Source organism: Kitasatospora sp. NPDC001159 (assembly GCF_053598235.1).
Window position 1 is genome coordinate 25,573 of the sequence record NZ_JBSFJV010000047.1, and the last position, 18,345, is coordinate 43,917.

19 protein-coding genes are annotated in these 18,345 nt (G+C 73.0%); 7 read left to right on the forward strand and 12 right to left on the reverse strand.

Annotated features, from left to right (window positions below; all coding sequences use genetic code 11):
* Positions 1-159: 159 nt before the first annotated feature.
* Both pruA and ACWC9T_RS23275 read left to right on the forward strand, forming a co-directional pair.
* A complete protein-coding gene (gene pruA / locus ACWC9T_RS23270) occupies positions 160-1,788 on the forward strand; it encodes an L-glutamate gamma-semialdehyde dehydrogenase (RefSeq protein ID WP_449822962.1) in 1,629 nt (542 codons plus the stop codon).
* 157 nt (positions 1,789-1,945) lie between these two features.
* Complete coding sequence (locus ACWC9T_RS23275; protein WP_449822963.1) at positions 1,946-2,875, forward strand: proline dehydrogenase family protein; 930 nt, start codon at positions 1,946-1,948, stop codon at positions 2,873-2,875.
* 67 nt (positions 2,876-2,942) lie between these two features.
* On the opposite strand, the gene ACWC9T_RS23280 is transcribed toward ACWC9T_RS23275, so the two are convergent.
* Positions 2,943-3,536: a Uma2 family endonuclease gene (locus ACWC9T_RS23280; protein ID WP_449822964.1), complete on the reverse strand. Its 594-nt coding sequence runs from the start codon at positions 3,534-3,536 to the stop codon at positions 2,943-2,945.
* A gap of 149 nt (positions 3,537-3,685) precedes the next feature.
* On the opposite strand from ACWC9T_RS23280, the gene ACWC9T_RS23285 reads away from it, so the two are divergent.
* Positions 3,686-4,378, forward strand: a complete 693-nt coding sequence (locus ACWC9T_RS23285) for an RraA family protein (RefSeq protein ID WP_449822965.1) — start codon at positions 3,686-3,688, stop codon at positions 4,376-4,378.
* 5 nt (positions 4,379-4,383) lie between these two features.
* On the opposite strand, the gene ACWC9T_RS23290 is transcribed toward ACWC9T_RS23285, so the two are convergent.
* The 4 genes from ACWC9T_RS23290 to ACWC9T_RS23305 all read right to left on the reverse strand — a co-directional run bounded on the left by ACWC9T_RS23290 (position 4,384) and on the right by ACWC9T_RS23305 (position 8,840).
* Complete coding sequence (locus ACWC9T_RS23290; protein WP_449822966.1) at positions 4,384-4,872, reverse strand: N-acetyltransferase family protein; 489 nt, start codon at positions 4,870-4,872, stop codon at positions 4,384-4,386.
* A 62-nt stretch (positions 4,873-4,934) separates the two neighbouring features.
* Positions 4,935-5,900 (reverse strand): SGNH/GDSL hydrolase family protein, encoded by a 966-nt coding sequence (locus ACWC9T_RS23295; protein ID WP_449822967.1) that lies wholly within the window; start codon positions 5,898-5,900, stop codon positions 4,935-4,937.
* Positions 5,901-6,024: 124 nt separating this feature from the next.
* Entirely contained in the window at positions 6,025-7,350 is a 1,326-nt protein-coding gene (locus tag ACWC9T_RS23300) for a TerD family protein (protein WP_449823002.1), read from the reverse strand.
* Between the two features lie 191 nt (positions 7,351-7,541).
* Positions 7,542-8,840, reverse strand: coding sequence for a hypothetical protein (locus tag ACWC9T_RS23305; RefSeq protein WP_449822968.1), 1,299 nt, complete (start codon positions 8,838-8,840; stop codon positions 7,542-7,544).
* Between the two features lie 330 nt (positions 8,841-9,170).
* Between ACWC9T_RS23305 and ACWC9T_RS23310 the strand changes: the two genes are divergently transcribed.
* Complete coding sequence (locus ACWC9T_RS23310; protein WP_449822969.1) at positions 9,171-9,671, forward strand: SsgA family sporulation/cell division regulator; 501 nt, start codon at positions 9,171-9,173, stop codon at positions 9,669-9,671.
* On the opposite strand, the gene ACWC9T_RS23315 is transcribed toward ACWC9T_RS23310, so the two are convergent.
* The 3 genes from ACWC9T_RS23315 to ACWC9T_RS23325 all read right to left on the reverse strand — a co-directional run bounded on the left by ACWC9T_RS23315 (position 9,590) and on the right by ACWC9T_RS23325 (position 12,749).
* Entirely contained in the window at positions 9,590-11,125 is a 1,536-nt protein-coding gene (locus tag ACWC9T_RS23315; protein ID WP_449822970.1) for a GAF domain-containing protein, read from the reverse strand. The two genes, ACWC9T_RS23310 and ACWC9T_RS23315, sit on opposite strands and share 82 nt — an antisense overlap.
* 134 nt (positions 11,126-11,259) lie before the next feature.
* On the reverse strand, positions 11,260-12,342 hold the full coding sequence (locus ACWC9T_RS23320; RefSeq protein WP_449823003.1) for a M56 family metallopeptidase: 1,083 nt from the start codon (positions 12,340-12,342) through the stop codon (positions 11,260-11,262).
* A complete protein-coding gene (locus ACWC9T_RS23325; protein ID WP_449822971.1) occupies positions 12,342-12,749 on the reverse strand; it encodes a BlaI/MecI/CopY family transcriptional regulator in 408 nt (135 codons plus the stop codon). The genes ACWC9T_RS23320 and ACWC9T_RS23325 overlap by 1 nt, the downstream gene beginning before the upstream one ends.
* Positions 12,750-12,863: 114 nt before the next feature.
* Between ACWC9T_RS23325 and ACWC9T_RS23330 the strand changes: the two genes are divergently transcribed.
* From ACWC9T_RS23330 to ACWC9T_RS23340, 3 genes are all read left to right on the forward strand, one after another.
* Positions 12,864-13,559, forward strand: coding sequence for a DedA family protein (locus ACWC9T_RS23330; protein WP_449822972.1), 696 nt, complete (start codon positions 12,864-12,866; stop codon positions 13,557-13,559).
* Positions 13,559-14,227 (forward strand): phosphatase PAP2 family protein, encoded by a 669-nt coding sequence (locus ACWC9T_RS23335; RefSeq protein WP_449822973.1) that lies wholly within the window; start codon positions 13,559-13,561, stop codon positions 14,225-14,227. Before ACWC9T_RS23330 ends, ACWC9T_RS23335 begins: the two co-directional genes overlap by 1 nt.
* A 153-nt stretch (positions 14,228-14,380) precedes the next feature.
* Complete coding sequence (locus tag ACWC9T_RS23340; protein ID WP_449822974.1) at positions 14,381-14,896, forward strand: pyridoxamine 5'-phosphate oxidase family protein; 516 nt, start codon at positions 14,381-14,383, stop codon at positions 14,894-14,896.
* 135 nt (positions 14,897-15,031) lie between these two features.
* On the opposite strand, the gene ACWC9T_RS23345 is transcribed toward ACWC9T_RS23340, so the two are convergent.
* The 4 genes from ACWC9T_RS23345 to ACWC9T_RS23360 are packed head-to-tail and all read right to left on the reverse strand — an operon-like array spanning position 15,032 to position 18,243.
* Positions 15,032-15,967 (reverse strand): hypothetical protein, encoded by a 936-nt coding sequence (locus ACWC9T_RS23345; protein WP_449822975.1) that lies wholly within the window; start codon positions 15,965-15,967, stop codon positions 15,032-15,034.
* Complete coding sequence (locus ACWC9T_RS23350; RefSeq protein WP_449822976.1) at positions 15,964-16,635, reverse strand: hypothetical protein; 672 nt, start codon at positions 16,633-16,635, stop codon at positions 15,964-15,966. Before ACWC9T_RS23350 ends, ACWC9T_RS23345 begins: the two co-directional genes overlap by 4 nt.
* A complete protein-coding gene (locus ACWC9T_RS23355; protein WP_449822977.1) occupies positions 16,625-17,950 on the reverse strand; it encodes a putative T7SS-secreted protein in 1,326 nt (441 codons plus the stop codon). Before ACWC9T_RS23355 ends, ACWC9T_RS23350 begins: the two co-directional genes overlap by 11 nt.
* Positions 17,950-18,243, reverse strand: a complete 294-nt coding sequence (locus ACWC9T_RS23360) for a hypothetical protein (protein ID WP_449822978.1) — start codon at positions 18,241-18,243, stop codon at positions 17,950-17,952. The genes ACWC9T_RS23355 and ACWC9T_RS23360 overlap by 1 nt, the downstream gene beginning before the upstream one ends.
* Between the last annotated feature and the right edge of the window lie 102 nt (positions 18,244-18,345).

Sequence of the window (18,345 nt, forward strand, 5' to 3'; positions counted from 1 at the left end):
CGCGTGACCGCTTTCGTCGGCCCGGACAACGCCGTACGGGGGAATTTAGCCGCCCGGCCAATCATGTGGCCGGGCGGGCAGGAATAGCGTTCGTGCTGTGGCCGGCGTGCGACCCGCGCCGGCAATCCCCCGCACTGAACGAAGGAGAGCGTGCGCTTCATGGACGCTGTGACCCAGGTCCCCGCGCCGGTGAACGAGCCGGTCCACAGCTACGCCCCCGGCAGCCCGGAACGGGCCCGTCTGGAGGCCAAGCTGAAGGAGCTGGGCGGCCAGGAGCCGGTCCAGCTGACCATGACGATCAACGGTGAGCGCCGGATGGGCGGCGGCACCGAGATCCACGTCGTCCAGCCGCACAACCACGCGGCGAGGCTCGGCACCCTGCGCAACGCCACCCAGGCCGACGCGCAGGACGCCATCGACGCTGCCCTGGCCGCGGCCCCGGCCTGGCAGGCGCTCTCCTTCGACTCCCGCGCCGCGATCTTCCTCAAGGCCGCCGACCTGCTGGCCGGCCCCTGGCGCGAGACCCTGGCCGCCGCCACCATGCTCGGCCAGTCCAAGACCGCCCAGCAGGCCGAGATCGACACGCCCTGCGAGCTGGTCGACTTCCTGCGCTTCAACGTGCACTTCGCCCGCCAGATCATGGCCGAGCAGCCGATCTCCTCGGACGGCGTGTGGAACCGCAGCGACCACCGCCCGTTGGAGGGCTTCGTCTACGCGATCACCCCGTTCAACTTCACCGCGATCGCCGGCAACCTGCCGACCGCGCCCGCGCTGATGGGCAACGTGGTGCTGTGGAAGCCGTCCCCGACCCAGCAGTTCTCCGCGCACCTGCTGATGCAGCTGCTGGAGGAGGCCGGCCTGCCCAAGGGCGTCATCAACATGGTGACCGGTGACGGCCTGGACGTCTCCGCCGTGGCGCTCAAGCACCCGGCGCTGGCCGGCATCCACTTCACCGGCTCCACCGCCACCTTCCAGCACCTGTGGCGTTCCGTGGGCGAGAACATCGCCGGCTACCGCACCTACCCGCGGATCGTCGGCGAGACCGGCGGCAAGGACTTCCTGGTCGCCCACCCGTCCGCCGACCCGAAGGTCCTGAAGACCGCGATGACCCGCGGCGCCTTCGAGTTCCAGGGCCAGAAGTGCTCGGCGCTGTCGCGGGCCTACGTTCCGGCCTCGCTGTGGGCGGGCCTGAAGGACGAGTTCGCCGCCGAGGTCGACGGCCTCACCATGGGTGACGTCTCCGACCTGTCCAACTTCATGTCAGCGGTCATCGACGAGCGCGCCTTCGCCAAGAACAAGGCCGCCATCGACCGCGCCCAGGCCGACCCGCAGGTGGAGGTCCTCGCCGGCGGCAGCTACGACGACTCGGTCGGCTACTTCGTCCGCCCGACCGTGCTCGTGTGCCAGGACCCGGCCTCGGAGTACTTCCGCGACGAGTACTTCGGCCCGATCCTCGCCGTGTACGTCTACGAGGACGAGAAGTACGACGAGATGCTGGCGCAGATGGAGTCGGTGTCGGCGTACGGCCTGACCGGCTCGATCATCTCCCAGGACCGCGCGGCGGCCCAGGACGCGATGCACAAGCTGCGCTTCGCGGCCGGCAACTTCTACATCAACGACAAGCCGACCGGCGCCGTCGTCGGCCAGCAGCCGTTCGGCGGCGGCCGGGCCTCCGGCACCAACGACAAGGCCGGCGCCAAGCAGAACCTGGCGCGCTGGACCTCGACCCGCTCGGTCAAGGAGACCTTCGTCCCGCCGACCGACTACCGCTACCCGCACATGGGCTGACCGGCCTTGATGCCGACCGGTCCGCTGTAGAGGCCATCGGTCACCCGCGATGCCCGGTCCCGCAGCCGGGCGTCGCCCGCCGGGGCGGCGGCTCACCCCCGTACCGCCGCCCCGGCCCTTTCTGCCACCCTTGGAAACACCAGCTCCAGGAGTCACGATGCTCCGTTCCGCCCTTCTCGCGGCCTCCCGGTCCCCGCAGGTCCGCACCGTGGTCGAGAAGTTCCCCCCGACCCACGCGATAGTCGAGCGTTTCGTCGCGGGCGAGGCCCTCGACGACGCCGTCACCGCCTGCGACGACCTGGTCGCCACCGGCCGCAAGGTCACCCTTGACCACCTCGGTGAGGACACCCAGGACGCCGCCCAGGCCGCCGGCACCGCCGAGGCCTACGAGCACCTGCTCAAGGCCCTCAAGGAGACCGGCCTCGCGGCCGGCGCCGAGGTGTCGGTCAAGCTGTCGGCCGTCGGCCAGTTCCTGCCGGTGGACGGCGAGAAGATCGCGCTGGAGAACGCCCGCCGCATCTGCGAGGCCGCCGCCGACGCCGGCACCACGGTGACCCTCGACATGGAGGACCACACCACCACCGACTCCACCCTCACCATCGCGCGTGAGCTGCGGGCGGACTTCCCCTGGCTGGGCATCGTCCTCCAGGCCTACCTGCGCCGCACCGAGGCCGACTGCCGCGAGTTCTCCGGTGCGGGTTCGCGCGTGCGTCTGTGCAAGGGCGCCTACAAGGAGCCCGAGTCGGTCGCCTTCCAGGGCAAGCACGAGGTCGACCTCGCGTACGTCCGCGCGCTGAAGATCCTGATGGCGGGCGAGGGCTACCCGATGATCGCCTCGCACGACCCCAACATGATCAAGATCGCCGGTCAGCTGGCCGAGTGGAACAACCGCACCCGGGACTCCTTCGAGTACCAGATGCTGTTCGGCATCCGCCCCGAGGAGCAGCTGCGCCTCGCCGGCGAGGGCAACACCATGCGCGTGTACCTCCCGTACGGCCAGGAGTGGTACGGCTACTTCATGCGCCGCCTCGCCGAGCGCCCGGCCAACCTCACCTTCTTCCTGCGCGCCATGGCCACCCGCAACTAGCGCGCTCCGCATGCTGGAACGGCTCGTACTCCCTGTGTGGGAGGGGGTACGAGCCGTTTCGTGCTTCCTAGAGGAAGGGCTTCGTGTCGAGGTCGAAGTCGAACGGGGCAGGGAGGGCGAGCGGTTCGCCGAAGGCGGCGAGGTGAACCTCGGTGTACTCCTCGTGGTGCGGCTTGCCGAAGAGGCTGACCTGTGACTTCTCCCGGTCGATGAGGAGGTAGAGCGGGATCCCGGCCCGGGCGTAGCAGTGCCGCTTGGTGACGCGGTCCTGGTCGGGCTTGGCGGAGGTCACTTCCGCCACCATGGCGACGCCGTCCGGCTCCATCCAGGACGGAGCACCTCGGAAGAGGCGGAGCTCCTCGGGGGCGAACGTGGCGTCCGGGATGACGTGGTTCTTTGGGCAGAGACCGCCGCTCACCAGGCGGAGGCCCTTGCCGCCGGACACGCTCATGTCGGTTTTGGATCGCCGGATCACCTGCTTGATCAGGTGACTGATGTGGTCCTCGTGATCGCCGTCCGGCGGTGGTGCCACGATGATCTCTCCCTCGATGAGCTCGGCCCGGAAGCCTTCGGGGGAGTGCAGGCTCAGGAAGCTCTCCAGCAGGATGTCGGCCTGCGATGGGGAGCCCGTGATCGGTTGCTCATGCGCCACAGCACTCATGATGCCCCTCCTTCAGGTGGACGTCACGCTATTCGCCGCCGGGCCGGGCTGTGCAGTACGCGGCGGACTTCCACTCGATGGTGTGAGTTCGAGGCCCGGCATAGGATCCCAGTGATGGTCAACTTAGCTTCTGCTGAGAGGAGTTGGTGATGCTGAAGGCGTTCGAGGGGCTGTCCACCGCGGTGGTGGCGGATGCGTGCGTGCGGGTCGGGGCGGGGTTGCGGGCGGCGCCGGTGGGGGTCGGTGGGGTGGTGCCGGGGGCCCGGGTGGCGGGGCGGGTGCTGCCGGTGCGGCACTACGGGAGCGTGGACGTGTTCCTGGAGGCGTACGGGGCGGCGCGGGACGGGGACGTGCTGGTGATCGACAACGGCGGGCGGACGGACGAGGCCTGCATCGGGGATCTCGCCGTGCTGGAGGCGCGGGCCGCCGGGGTGGCCGGGATCGTGGTGTGGGGGCTGCACCGGGACACCCGGGAGCTGTTGGAGATCGGGCTGCCGGTGTTCAGCTACGGGGCGCTGCCGCTGGGTCCGATGCGGCTGGACGAGCGGGAACGGGAGGCGCTGGTGTCGGCGCGGGTGGGGCCGCACCTGGTGGGCGCCGACGACGTCGTGTTCGCGGATGCGGACGGCGTGCTGTTCGTGCCGGCCGACCGGGTGGGGGCGGTGCTGGAGACGGCCGCCGGGATCGCCGGTACCGAGCGTGCGCAGGCCGAGCGGATCCGCTCGGGTGACACGCTGCGCGAGCAGACCAGGTTCGAGGAGTACCTGGCGCTCCGCGCAGCCCGTCCGGCGTACAGCTTCCGGAAGCACCTGCGCACGGTCGGCGGGGCGATCGAGGAGTAAGTCCCTTACAGCGGGCGGTACATGACGTGCAGCCCGACGTAGCCGTCGACCGGGTGGCGGAAGGCCTCGGGGACGGTGCCGACGATCTCGAAGCCGAGGGACCGGTAGAGCTTCACGGCGTGGTGGTTGTTGGCGACCACCGCGTTGAACTGCATGGCGCGGTAGCCGGCCCGGCGGGCCCAGTCGAGGGAGTACTCGACCAGGGCCCGGCCGATGCCCCGACCGTGGTGGGCCGGGTCGACCATGTAGCTGGCGCTGGCCACGTGCGAGCCGTTGCCGGGGCGGTTGCGGTTCATGGTGGCGGTACCGACGACGCGTCCGTCCTCGTCCACCGCGACCACGGTGTGGTCGGGGGCGGAGTGCATCCACCATTCCCGGCCCAACTCCGAGGACATGTCCAGGGGGTAGGGGAAGGTCTCGCCGGCGGCGACGATGGCGTGGAAGAAGGGCCAGATGGCCGGCCAGTCCTCGGGGGTGGCTTCGCGAATGAGCATTCGGACAGGATGATCGGGAAAGGGATGGTCCGGCCAGTGGTTTTCCGCACGGCGCTCGTCGGTCAGCCGCCGAGGACGGCGTCCTCGACCAGGGCGGCGGCGTTGGCCTGTCCCTTGGCGTTGGGGTGGACCAGGGCGTACTTGAGGGGGAGGACGCTGGTCAGCACGCCGTCCAGCCAGTGGTCGGCGTCGCAGACGCTGTGGCCGGCGGTGGCGGGGTAGAGGTCGACGAAGGTGTCGCCGTGGGCGGCGGCGTCCTGGGCGATGACCGCGTTGAGCGGCCGGAGGACGGCGTCGCGGGCCCAGGCGAGGTCGCCGGTGGTGAAGGTGGAGAACTGCAGCAGGTCGCCGTACCGGCAGAGGTTGGTGTCCTCGGGCATCAGGTGCGGGTAGCCGACGGTGAGGACCTTGGCGAACGGGGCCTTGGCGTGCAACGCGGTGAGCATCCGGCCGTAGTCGGCGCGCAGGCGGTTGAACCGGTCGGACAGCTCGGCGTCGTACTTGTCCTTGCACGGCGTGCCCCGGCCGAAGGTGGTGGCGCCGAGTTCGATGCAGCTCTTGAGGATCTCGCCGAAGTCGAGGTCGTTGCCGCCCGTGCCGACGGTGATCAGGTCGGTGGCCGGGCCGACCGCGTCGATCTGCGGGGGGATGGGCGGGTAGGGAGCGTCGGGGTCGGTGCCGAGCGGCGGGAGCGGGCGGCCGATCGGGCTCTGCGCGGTCGCGTACACGTTCTTGCTGGTGGCGCCGCTGCAGCTGACGTTGCGCAGGCTGACCAGGGAGCCGAGGTCGCGGCGGATGAGCTCGGGGTAGGACCCGGGGGTGCGGGCGCAGCCGTCGCGGGGCTCGGTCAGCTCGCCGGTGGCCTCGATCATGCCCGCGGTGTAGGAGTCGCCGAGGGCGGCCCACTGCAGCGCACCGGCGCGGGTGGCGGGCCTGGTGGCGGCCTGGGCGGTGGTGGGGGTGATCAGGCCGACGGCGAGTGCGGCGGCGGTGCCGGCAACGGCGAGGCGGGACAGGGGGCGTGGCACGGTCTCTCCTCAACGAGTGCAGGGGAGAGTGCGGTTCACCCCCCTAAGGGGAGATCGAGTCGGCTGGTGGATGACTTGAGGCCTCAGGAGGGTGAATTCGCGGGCGTACCCGTGACGTTGCGGGCTAGAGCAGTGCGGCGGAGGGCTCGATCATCGCCCGGGCGGTCTTGCCGTCGACGAACTCGCCGAGCGCCGTCATCTCCCACTCGCCGGAGGGGCGGCGGACCAGCTTGCACATCACCACGCCGGTGTACGGCTCGGAGTGGGTGAGGTCGAAGCGGACCAGTTCCTCCTCGCTCCGGACGTCCACCAGACGGCAGTAGGCGTTGCGCACCTCGGTGAACTTCTGGCCGGAGAAGGAGTTGACCACGAAGACCAGCGCGTGGGCCTCGGCCGGGAGGCCCTCCAGGTGGACGGTGATCGCCTCGTCGTCGCCGCCGTCACCGCCGACCAGGTTGTCGCCGGAGTGGGTGATCGCGCCGTTGAAGATGTTCAGCTTCATGAACCAGGCCGTCTCCAGCCGCTTGTGCCGGGCGTCGAAGGCCAGGCAGGAGGCGTCCAGGTCGATGTCGCGGCCGCGGGCGGCGGACTCCCAGCCGAGCGCCATCCGGACCGAGGAGAGGAACGGGCGACCGTTCTTCACCAGGGAGACGGAGCTGCCCTTGACCAGGCTGACCCGGCCCTTGTCCAGGGTGACCTTGGGGCGGTCGGCCGGGGCCGGCGGGGCGGCGGGCGGCGCGGGCGGGGTCGGGGGGACCGGCGGGGTGGCGAGGGCGATCCGCGGGTCGACCGGAGGAACGGGGCTCACGGGTGGAGCCGGCGGCGCGGGCGGGACGGGCGGCAGCGGCGGGGCGGCCGGGGAGGTGATCTGGACGGTCGGCGCGCTCGGCGAGGCCGCGGCTGCGGCCGGGGCCGGGGCCGGCGCCGGGGCCGGGGGCTGGGGCGTCGGGGCGGGGGAGTCGTCGACGCTGACGCCGAAGTCGGTGGCGATGCCCGCCAGGCCGTCGGCGTAGCCCTGGCCGACCGCACGCACCTTCCAGGACCCGTTGCGCCGGTAGACCTCGACCACGATGAGCGCGGTCTCCAGGCCCAGCCGGGGCGGGGTGAAGGTGACCAGGACGGCACCGGTGTCGGCGTCCCGGACGGTGGCGGTGGGTTCGATCCCGGCGAAGGTGGAGGACTGGTCGGCCGGGCTGGCGGTGACCACGACCTTGCTGATGTCGGCCGGGACGGCCGCGGTGTCGACGGTGATCGCGTCCGGCGCTCCGGCGGCGGCGGGGCGGAGGCTGACGCCCGGGCCGTGCGGGGCGTTGAAGAAGACGAAGTCGGCGTCCGAGCGGACCTTGCCGGCGTCGGTCAGCAGCAGGCCGGAGACGTCCAGCGCCTTGGGCGCGGTGACCTCGACGGTCACCCGCGCGGCGGTCAGGGGTGCGTTGCCGCCTTGGGTCAGGACGGTGGACAAGGACTCCTCCTCGGGTGCGGAACGACGGCCTGGGCCGGGGCCGCTAGGGCGCCGGGCCGGGTGCTGCTCACAGTAACGAACGAGGCTGCGGGGTTGCGCCCGGCGGGAGCGCTGAGCTGTCCGATCGTCGGAGATTAGGATCAGCCGAGGGAGGGTCAGCGGGTCGGCGAAGCGCCGGGTCAGCGGGGCGCGTGCGCCAACGGCTGGACGGGCAGCGGCAGCAGCGGGCCGAAACCGCCGAGCGCGGCGACCGCCCGGGGGTGGTCGATGCCGAAGGCGGCGGCGTTCCAGCTTTCCAGCGGGGCCGACTTGCGCACCGCGCCGACCGGTTCGGCCGGGCGGGTGCCGCGCACGACGAAGCTGTAGCGGCCGGGCTTGACGTCCGTCCCGGGCGGGGTGGTGAAGCGGTAGACCAGGGTGCCGCGCTCCTGCTGGACGGTCACCACGGCGCCCGGCAGGTTAGTCCAGGCAGCGCCGCTGCCGGGAGCCAACTCGCCCGGGGCGAGCCGGAATTCGGCCTGCAGCGCGGTGACCGGCTCGGCCACGGTGAGGTCGAGCGCGTGCCGGAGGCCGTCACGCCCGAGCGGGGTGGCGTGACCGGTGCCGGTCAGGGACTGGTCGGCCTCCGCGTCGGTGGGCTCGGTCGCGCCAGTCGCATCGGAGGAGTTGGCGGAGCCGGTGGACTCGGTCGGGTCGGTGGCGCCGGTGGCGCCGGGGGCGGCATCGGCGTCCCCCGTGGTCTCCCCGGCGGCGCCGTTGTCGCCCGGGATCGCGGCGGCGGGCGGCGAGGCCGGCTGGGCCGGTGCGGGTTGGGCTGGTGCGGGTTGGGTCGGGGCGACCGGCCGGAGCCCGGGCGGGTGCGGTGACTGGGTTACGCCCGGCTGCCCGGTGTTGGACGCGTCGGTGTCGGGCTGAACGCCCGAGGGCGTGAGGGGTTGGGCCGAGGGCGAGGGGCCGGCCGCGGCGCCCGCCTGCGGGACCGCGGCGGGGGCGTTGGCGGAGGAGCCGGGCTCCTGTCCGGCCGAGGCCTGCCCGCCGGTCGACGGCGTGACCGGTGCCGACGTGCCCGCCGGGAGCCCGGCCGGCGGCGGGGTGGCGGCGTTCGCCGGGGCGGACGGGTGCGTGGAGGGGTGCCCGGTGGGCCTGGAGCCGTGCGGGCGGCCGGAGGGTGGGGGAGCGGCCGGGGTGTGTTCGGCGGCCGCCTCGGCCTGGTCGGTGGTGCTCGGGGTGGGCGGCGGGGTGGTGCCGACCCGGGCGACGCCGGCCCGACGGCCGATGCCCTGCTGCTCGTTGAGCAGGAGGGTGGTGGCGATGCTGATGCCGACGACGGTGGACATCGCCATCGCGGCGCCGGAGAAGCGCAGGGTGGGCAGCCGGAACCGGCCGCCGAAGGGGCGCGGCCGACCGTGCCGACCGTGCCGTTCGGGCTCGTGCCGCACGTCCCGCACGTCCCGCGCGGTGTCCTCGCGCGCAGCCACCGGACCCCTCCCTCTCCGAAGTCGCCGTCGCGTCGGCAGTATTCTCCCACGCGCTGCCGCCGGGCCCGGATCCGGCCGATTCGCACCGGTTCCGCCGCGGGCCCGCGCCGGGAGGGGGAGAGCGTACCAGTGGGCGGCCGCAGCGCGGACAAAATCCATCCATTCTCCGGACATCCCTTCGACAGGCGGAAGTTGACGGTCCGTCTGGCCGTCGAGGTAAGGGGCGTCCGGTCCGGACGGGGGTTATTGCAACCCCCTTGCAACCCTTGCCCGCCCGGCCGCGGGTGACGCAGTCTGATGGCATCCCGCGCCGTTCCCGGAGAGACCGTCATGCCGCCCGACCCGCTGTCCGCAGCCTCCAGTGCTCCCCTCGCCGCCACCCCCACGGGCGGCGATGGGGGCGGCTCCACCGCCGCTCCGGCGGCGGTGGAGGAGGTGCTGATGCTGCGGATCTCGCTGGGCGAGGAAGTGGTCGGCGAGGTGCGCACCCGGTTCCGCTTCGACGCCTTGCGCCCGTACGAGGTGTTGCTGACCTTCCATCTGGGGCGGCCGGACGAGGCGGACTGGGTGTTCTCCCGCGATCTGCTGCGCGACGGCCTGCGCTCGCTGAGCGGCCAGGGCGACGTCAAGCTGTGGCCGGCCTACTGCCCCTGCCACGGCTCGACCTTGCACGTGGCGCTCGAATCCCCGCACGGCAGCGCCCTGCTGGAGGCCTCCAAGCCCCGGGTCCAGGCCTGGCTGGAGCGCACCTACGCGCTGGTCTCCGTCGAGGAGGAGCGCGACTGCGGCCCGACCGACGACCAGCTGGCCGCGCTGCTCGCGGGCGGCTGACCACCGGCCGTCCCGTCCCTCGCGGGGCGCGGGTCCGGTACGGGCGCAGCGGCGCCCGGCAGCCGTACCGTGCCCGCCGCGAGCCCAGCCCGCAGCCGCCGGACCGCCGGGGCGGTGGAGGCGGGCAGCAGGTCGTACGGGTCCTCCGGCCCGTCCACGGTGACCAGCACCGAGTCGGCGAAGCGGTACGGTCGGTGGGCCAGCAGCCCGCCCAGGTAGCGGCGTAGCCGGGAGAGCTCGGCCCGGACCGTCACCGTCCGCCCCGCGTCGCCGAACAGCGCCTCGGCGAGCTGTGCCGCGGAGCTGCCCTCGCGCGAGGTGGCCAGTAGGAGCAGCAGTTCGGCGTGGCGCGGGCTGAGCGGGTGCGACCAGCTGTCGGCCGCGCCCCGTACGTACAGCTCGGGGCGGTCCGGGCGGCGCAGGTCGAGCCGGAGCCGGGCGCCCTCGGCCTGTTCGGCGCTCACCGTGCCGGAGCCGTCCGCCTCGGGCGAGCGGACCGGGCGCACCAGCCAGCCGTCCGCGAGCGGTTCCAGCACGCACTCGCCCAGGCCGGGCACCCAGTGCACGGCCGCCGCGGTCCAGCCCTCGCTGGGCACGCGCAGCCGGGTGGGCGGCGGCAGTCCGGCCGCGGCGGCGGTCCAGCCGGCCGCGTCCACCACCAGGGCCGGGCCGCCGACCCGGGCGAGCAGCGGGGCGGCCAGGGTGCGCAGCTGGTGCAGCGCCTCCAGTCGGTGGGCGCGCAGCTCGGTCTCGGCGAGCCGGGCGGCGGTGGTGGTGAGCTGGAGCAGGAACGGGCGGACGTTGTGGGCCGGTCCGCTGAGGTTGATCGCGCCGACCAGCCGTCCGGTGGCCGGGTCGTGCACGGGTGCGGCCACGCAGGTCCAGGTGTGGTGGCTGCGCAGGTAGTGCTCGGCGGAGTGGACGTGCATCGGGCGCTGGGCGCGCAGCGCGACGGCGATGCCGTTGGTGCCGACGCTCTCCTCGATCCAGCGGGCGCCGGTGACGAAGCCGATCCGGTCGGCGCTGCGGCGCAGCCCGCGCTCGCCGTCCTGCCAGAGCACATGGCCCTCGGCGTCGGCGATCGCCAGGATCAGCGGGGCCGGGTCGGCCGGACCGAGCAGGGTCTCGCGCAGCACTGGCATGACGGTGTCCAGCCCGCTGGTCCGGCGGCGCTGCTCCAGTTCGGCGGGGCCGAGCAGGACGGTGGCGGCGCCGGCGTCGGGGTCGAGGCCGAGGCGGCGCAGCCGGGCCCAGGAGTCGCCGATCTCAGGGCGGGGTTCGATCCGACCCGGCCCGCCGGCACCGCCGGACGAACCGGACCCGCCGGTCTCGGGGAGGGCGAGTTCGCGGGCGGCGGCGTCGGCGAGGGTGCGTTCGTGGACCTTGGCCAGCTCCGCCGCGGTCGGCGAGGTGCGGCGCTCTGGTCGTCGGGACTGCCGTCCGGTCTGCCGCACTCGCGTTGCTCCTCGCCGCCGTTCGAGGACGCGCCGGGGTCGACGCGCTGACGAAAGCGTACGGGTGCGGTGGGCCGGTGGGGACGGGGTCTGCCAAGTCGGCATACCGGCCGGTACGGAACCCCCGGGGTGACTCAGCGTCCCCCGCCCGGTTCGTGCTGGGCGGCTTCGACGGTGTGGTGCAGGTCGGCGGTGGCCTCCAGGGTGGCGCCGGTGGTCAGCGCCAGGCAGGCGGCCAGGGCCAGGGCGACGGCCCGCAGCCGTGTGCCCGGGGTGGCGGCGGGGCGGGGCTGGAGCAGCGCGGCGACCCGGCGCGGGACCGGGCCGGAGTGGGCGGCGGCGACCAGTCGGGGGCGGGCCGGCCAGGGCGAACGGCTCGCGGCGAGGGCGGCCCGGCCGACCGCGCGGGCGGTCACGGCGCGGTCGCCGACCCGGGCCGCTGCCACCTCGTCGGCCCAGCGCTCCAGGTGGTACCCGAGCGGCGCGCGCAGTGGGCGGAGGGCCGGGTGGAGGGCGGCGGCGTGCTCGGCGAGGGCGAGGAAGACGTGGTGGCGGGCGGCCAGGTGGGCGCGCTCATGGGCGAGCAGGGCGGAGCGTTCGGGCCCGCTGAGGGCGCGCAGCATGCCGGAGGTGACCACGATCCGGCCGGGCTCGCCCGGTCGGCCGGGGCGGCGCAGCCGGCCGGGCAGGGCGAAGGCGTCGGCGCGCTCGTCGTCCAGCACGGTGAGCGGGTGGTCCTGGGGCGGCGACAGCAGGGCGGTGAGCGGGTTCTCGCCGGGCCGCAACCATCCTGCGGCGCGCGCCCGGCGTACGGAGGCGCGCCAGGGGCGCATGTCCGGATGCTGGTCGGCTGCGGTCAGCGTCGGCAGGGCGGCCCGGGCGGTCCGCAGGTCCTGTCGGCAGCGGCGGGCGGTGCGCACCGCCAGCGCGGTGAGCGCGGTGAGCGCGAGGCCCGCCACGGCGGCGGCGAGTGGGGCGTCCGGCGCCGCGGAGGTCAGCCAGGGCAGCGAGAGGTGGCCGAGGGCGGCGACCGGGGGCAGGTGGAGCAGTCCGGCGGTGGCGAGCAGGCCGAGCGAGCACAGGGTGCCCCCGGCCAGGACGACGGCGGTGCCGGCCAGCAGCCAGGCGGCGGCCCGGGGCGCCAGCGACTCGGCGAGGCGGCGGGCCAGCGGGGCGGCCAGGAAGGGGAGCAGCAGCGGGGCCCAGACGGCGAGCATCACGGGGTGCCGGCCTCCGGTCCCCCCGACGGTCCGGGCCCGCCGTCGCCGAGCAGTCCGCGCAGCAGCTGCTCGTCCTCGGCGGAGAGGTCGGAGACGAAGCGGGCGAGCACGGTGGAGCGGTCGGCCTCGCGGCCCAGCTCGGTGTGCATCCGGCGGGCGGCCAGGCCCGCGGTGTCCTGGACGGTCGGGGTGTAGGCGTAGGCGCGGCCGGCCCGGGTGCGCTCGACCGTCCCCTTGTCGTGCAGCCGGGCCAGGATCGTCGCGATGGTGGTGCGGGCGAGGTGCCGGCCGAGCGCCGTCTGGACGTCCTGCGGCGTCATCGGCTGCCGGGCCGACCAGAGGGCGGCCAGCACCTCGGACTCCAGCTCCCCGGCGGGCCGGCGGGCGGACGGTACGTCGGACATGGCGGCGCTTCCTCCAGGATTCGTCTACAGTCGTGTAGACCGTCTACGTCACTGTAGACGGTCGGGGCGGGTTCCGCTGTGAACCGCCCCCAACGTACGGGAGGTCCGCCAGCCTTGCTTCAGTTCCCCGTCGATGCGGCTCACCTGAGCGCTGCCCACCTCGGTGCGGCTCACCTGGCGGTGAACCCGCTGGACGCGTCCTCGCTGCTCGCCGCCTTCGGCGCGCTCGGCATCGCCGTCGCGCTGTTCGCCGAGACCGGCCTGCTGGTCGGCTTCTTCCTGCCCGGCGACTCGCTGCTGTTCACCGCGGGCCTGCTCTGCGTGCCCGGCGCCACCAAGGGCCCGCAGCTGCACCTGTGGCAGGTGCTGCCCGCAGCCCTGGTCGGGGCGCTGCTCGGGGCCCAGGTCGGCTACCTGATCGGCCGGCGCGGCGGCCGGGCGCGGCTGCGCCGCACCAAGCGCAGGAGCCTGCTGGAGGGGGTCGAGCGGGCCGAGGAGCTGCTGGGCAAGTACGGGCACGGCAAGGCGATCGTGCTGGCCCGGTTCATCCCCGTGGTCCGAACGGTGCTGAACCCGCTCTGCGGCGTGCTGGAGGTGCCGGTCCGCTCGTTCACCTTCTGGCAGGTGGCCGGCGGTGCGCTCTGGACGGTCGGCGTGGTGCTGGCCGGGTACGGGCTCGGATCCTCGATTCCCAGCATCGACCGATATCTGCTGCCGATCATCGGTCTGGTAGTAGTTGTCTCCGTGCTCCCCATTGTTCTCGAACTGTTCCGCGCCCGTAAGGCGCGCCGTCACGGAGGTGACGTGTGATGTCTTCTCGGGCTCTGGCCGTCTACGACGGCAGCGGCATCGACGGCAGCCTGTACACCCGGGTCAACGGGTGGGTGCAGTCGGCGCCGCACTGGCTGAACGACGTGATCAAGGTCTGGTCGGCGATCGGCCTCGGACTGTTCGCGCTCTTCATGCTCCACGCCTGGTGGCGGGCGCGCGGCGCCGACTCCGCGGTGATGGCTAAGGTGCTGGCCTCGCCGGTGATCGTGGTCGTCGCGTACGGCGTCAACTCCGTCCTCAAGGGCCAGGTCGAGGAGCTCCGGCCCTGCGACCAGATCCGCGGCAGCGTCTCGCTGGAGACCTGCCCGAGCGCGACCAGTGCTGACTGGTCCTTCCCGAGCAACCACTCGGTGATCGCCTTCGCCGCCGCGATCGCGCTCTGGTTCGTCAGCTGGCGGCTCGGGGTCGTCGCCACGGTCTTCGCGGCGCTGATGGCCGCCTCCCGGGTCTGGGTCGGCGTGCACTACCCGCACGACGTGGCGGTCGGCGCGCTGGTCGGCATCCTGGTCGCGCTGGTGCTGGCGCCGCTGGCCGGGCGCTGCGGGCCGCTGGTGGACCGGATGCGCTCGGGCGCGCTGCGTCCGCTGCTGGGCCCCGGTGCGATGCCGGTGGTGACCCGCGGGTACGCGTCGCACCGGGCGCGGTAGGACCGATCGGTATTCCGCTCCGCCCCTTGTCCGGTTTCGGATGGCGGGTGGAGCATGTGAGCCGGGCGTGGGGCCCCTTCCAGGGGGCGCCCGCCCGGCTCAGTCGTGCTCGGGGCGCGAAGGCACCGGGCGTGCCAGCGGAGGGAGTGACGAATGCCGTACCGACTCGACATCACGCAGGGAGACTGGCCGGGCGACCTGCTGCACAAGGGCGTCGAAGGACTGCTCGCCGAGGCCATGGTGCTCACCCTCGCCACCGCCGGCCACGAGCACGGGCCGCACGCCAACCTGGCCTTCTTCGCGTACGACGACGACCTCGTCCTGTACTTCGTCAGCGAGCGCTCCACCCGGCACAGCCACCACCTCGCCGAGGAGGCCAGGGCCGCCGCCACCGTCTTCCTGCCGCCGCCGGCCTTCGGCGAGCAGCTGCGCGGACTCCAGCTGACCGGGAGCGCGAGCGAGGCCCGGGGGCGGCAGGCGGAGGCGGCACTGGCGGCCTACCAGGGGCGGTACCCGTCCTTCGCGCAGGACGAGGGGGTCCGGCGGCAGTACCTCACCGGGGGCGGGGCGGCGGCGCTGTACCGGTTCCAGGTGGAGGAGCTGACGGCGGTGGACGAGCCGAACTTCGGGCGGCGCAACTACCTGCGGGCGCGGGTGCTGCGGGGATAGGTCACTGCCCGGGGCGGGCGGCGTCGCGGGGCACCTCGCTGATGACGGGTCCTCGTTCCCGCCGTGCTTCCCCCGCTCCTCGGTGCGACGGGGTGGAAGGCTACGCCGGGATTGTGACGGCCTTCGGGGCGGGTGTCAGGTGGTCGCGCATAGGTAGGCGCCGACGGCGACGGTGGCGAGGGCGGTCAGCAGGACCGCCCGGCTTCGGAACGCGTCCTTCGCCTTGTCGTCGTCGAACATGCCGAAGAAGCCCGACATGACGAACAGGTAGGCGACCCCGGCCGTGATCGTCATCGTGAGGTTGCCGAGGGCGAGTCGGAACAGGCCCAGCCACGCCGCGGAGAGCGCCGCCGCGGTGACGGCGAACGGCCACCCGGTGAGCGCGAGGAACCGCTCTCGGGCGCGCCTCCCACGCTCGGCGAGCGGGCGGCGGGTCGGGCCGGGTGCGCGGGGCGGTCGTGGCTTGCGGGCCGCCCAGAGCACGACGGCGGCGATCAGCGCGTCACAGCCGAGGAAGGTCAGGAGCGCTGCGGGGGAGTCGGCCTCCCCCGGGAGCTTGGGTGCGACCCGACCGGCCGGGTCCACCCGGACGGTGATGACGTCCCCGGGCTTGAACCGCTCCGAGTCCGGCTGGAGGTTCCCGCCGGGAATGCCGTCGGTCGTGCCCTGTGGGTCGAGGGTGTACGACCGAGTCACCGAGCCGCGGGATGACTTATCGACCTTCTCCGTCAGGACCACGGCGGTCACGTTCCGCCCCGAACTCAGGACCAGGTTGTGCCAGGCGACCCCCCCGGCCATGAAGGCGATGAAAGCGATGACGGCCACCAGCATCGCCCAGCCGCCCTCGTCTTTCGCGGACGTGGTGTCGCTCTCGGTCTTGTGCAGCATGCCGAATCCGACAGCCATCACTAGGGGGTAAAGGAGCCCGAGGCCGAAGGCGAGGGGCTCGTTGATGTACACGGCCACGGCGATGAGCCCGAGGACCAAGCCGATCGACACGGCGATGAGGGCGAGCGCGCGACGGAGACGGTGTTCACCGCGCATGTCCTCGTCGGACAGGGTGATCGTCAACCGAAGGCCTTCCGGATGTTGTCCCACTGCTCGGGCGGCACGTCGTCCAGCGCCTCGTCCCGGGGCGGGTAGAAGGATATGCCGCTGATCGCGGCGGCCACCGTCGGCAGCCATTCTTCCCAGTAGCCGACCTGCTCGGTAGTGAAGACGGCCGCGACCACGTGGGGGCTCCACGGGTGCGGAATCAGGAACTCCACCTGTCGCACGATGGTGGCGGTCGACTCCGGCACTCCGTAGAACGCTCCGGGCACCGGTACGTAGAGGTCGCGGACGGCCACCGCCGTGCGCCCGAGCGGCAGTTCGAGCACGCCGACATCGGCCTCCGGCCAGGCGGCGCCGAGTTGTTCGGCGACCCGCTGGGGGTAGCTGCCCGGGGGACCGAGCTCCTCAGGCCGGACGAAGAGGGTGAACATGCCGAGGACCGGTTCGCCGTCCGACGCTCGCGCCACGCAGGCGGAGAGGTGGACGGCACCCTCGCGCAACTGGGCCTGGAGCGCGGCCTCGGCGGCGACGACGAGGCTGAGCTTCTGCTCGGGAGCGGCGTCGGCGAAGACAGCGTCCAGGCCGTCGGCCATCCGCTCCATCCGATCGCCGAGGTCCTCGGTCAGGTCGACGGAGGTGAACCCGTCCGGAAGGGAGAGCCAGAGCGAGGGCGTGTCAGTGGCCATTGCCCGTTGCCCATCCGTACAGCCCGAAGGCGTTGCCCACCGCGAGGACGCCGCCGACGACCTTGGCCGGCGTACTGCCGCCCCAGGCCATGCCGGCGCCGCCCATGACGTTGGCGGCGCCGGTGGTGTTGTTCACCGCGCTGTTGAGGTCGTCGCTCGGGTTGTCGTGCGCCAGGGCGATGGCGGTCGGTGTGGTCAGGGCGAGCGAGGTGGCGGCCTGGACCCCGTCGGAGAGGTTCTGGGCCTTCTCCAGGGGAACCCCGAACTTGAGGGCCGGCTTCTCGACCGTGACCCGGAAGAGCGGGTTCTGCGGGTCGAGGTACTTGACCTTGCTGACCCCGCTGGCCACTTCGCGGGCCCCTGCCTTGGCGCCCGCGGAGGCACCCGTCTTGAAGCCCACCTTCATGGCGGTGAGCCCGCCCTTGCCCGCTGCTCCCAGCAGCGGGACGGCGCCGAGGATGTCCCCGGACAGGGTCAGGTAGTTGCCGACCTTGTCCCAGGACGGCGGCCAAAGCCCTTTCGCCCCGTACTGCGCGGCGTGCGCTCCCGCTGCGGCGAGGCTCAGGGCGACGGCGGCCAGGGCGAGCGGCGGGAAGAAGATCGCCGCGACGCCGGCGATGCTCGCCGCCACCGTCAGCAGGTCCGCACCGTGGTTCTTGAACCAGTTGCCGACCTTGTCCAGCCAGCCCGGCTCCGGCGGGGCCTTGCTGTCGGCGGCCTTGCGGATGGCGTCCGCCGCCTTGTGGGCGTCGCCGCTGTGGGTGGTCTGCAGGGTGGCGCCCTGGCTCTGGAGGTGCTGCAGCTCCTCCGTGGCGCTGCGCACGGTGGCGGCCGCCTCGTCGAGGTGCTTCTTCGCCGTGTTGTAGCGCGTCGTGGCGGCGGCGAGCGAGGCGTCGTCGGGGAAGTTCTGACCGGCCAGCTTGAGGTCGGGGTTGGCGGCGGCGGTCGTGTGCGCCTGGTCGGCCTCGGACTTGTGCTGCCGGGCGGCGACCGCCTGGCGTTCCAACTCGGCGGCCTTGGGCTGGTGTTCGGTGAGCGCCTTGTACCAGGTGTCGAGTGCGCCGTAGGCGGCGGTGAGCGAGTCGGAGGCGTCCTGGAGGTAGCCGGGGAGTTCTCCGAACTTCTCGGCGAATTTGTCGGCGGCCGTGCCGGTCCACTGCCCCTGGTGATTGGAGAGCTGCGACAGGGTGGTGTGGATGCTCCCCAGGTGCCCCGCGACCCGGCGCAGAGTCGCGCTCAGGTTGGCCACCGCGGTCTGGTCGCCCGGCGCGGGGTTGAATCCGAGGCCGGACCAGTCCGGCTGCTGGTCGGCCATCAGCTCACCTGGGGGGTGAGGGCTTTGACGATGCTCTGCTCTGTGCCGTCGTACTCCCGCTGGACCTTCTCCAGCCCCTCGACGAGCACCTTGACGGATTCGCGGACCTTGCCGAGCCCGAACTCCCACTTCTCCTGAAAGTGCTTGCCGGCGTCCTCCAGGAAGTTGTACCCGAGCCCGCTGCGGCTCGCCCCCTTCAACGCCTGTAGGCCCTGGTCGAGTTCGTCACCGCAGCCCTTGAGGTCCTGGCAGAGCTTGGCGAGGAACTCCGGGCTGACGGTGAAGTCGGCCATGGAACACCCCCGTGTTGCTGATCGCTGTAACGGCGAGAGACTAACGGGGGGTTCGTGTGCGGCTGTTCGGCCTTGACGGGACCCGTACGGGGTCCTGACGGG